2 protein-coding genes are annotated in these 508 nt (G+C 41.9%); both read right to left on the bottom strand.

What is annotated here, in order from left to right:
• On the bottom strand, positions 1-356 hold a 356-nt coding region (locus tag BG32_RS04915; protein ID WP_121526491.1), incomplete at its 3' end, for an ATP-binding cassette domain-containing protein.
• On the bottom strand, positions 353-508 hold a 156-nt coding region (locus BG32_RS04910), incomplete at its 5' end, for a DnaB-like helicase C-terminal domain-containing protein (protein WP_310793871.1). The genes BG32_RS04910 and BG32_RS04915, both read right to left, overlap by 4 nt.

The following is a 508-nucleotide window of genomic DNA, read 5'->3' as shown; positions in this document are numbered from 1 at the left end:
GCTTCAGCCAGATTACTGAGCTTTTTAAGCGTTTCCTTCACTGGGAGCCGATAGACGTCAATAATGAATTTGACGAATTCCAGCCCCTTTAGATTCTCGTACATCTTTGGTTCATCAGGGACAACTGAAATCAACCTCTTGATCTCCATTAGGTCCTTTTGCATGTCAAGACCGTCGATAAATATCTCTCCCAGACTAGGAGAGATAATTCCTGTGAGCATCTTTATGGTAGTTGTCTTTCCCGCTCCATTTGGTCCAAGAAAGCCATATATTTCACCGGAAGCAATGTTAAGATTCAATCTATCTACAGCTACGAGAGTCCCAAACTTTCTCGTAAGGTTTCGGGCTTCAATCATTTCTCAGCCTCAAAGGCTTTATCATAGAAAGTTGCGGTCTTTGGATGGAACATTAGTTCTACAGTACCGACTGGACCATTTCTCTGTTTCCCGATGATGACTTTTGTTAATTGTGGTGAATCATTGACCTCACTCTTGTCTTTGTAGTAGTC

The organism is Mesotoga sp. HF07.pep.5.2.highcov, from assembly GCF_003666285.1.
GTDB classification, from domain to species: domain Bacteria; phylum Thermotogota; class Thermotogae; order Petrotogales; family Kosmotogaceae; genus Mesotoga; species Mesotoga prima.
Note: the sequence above shows the minus strand (reverse complement) of the source record. Positions and strands in the feature narration are given on the sequence as shown.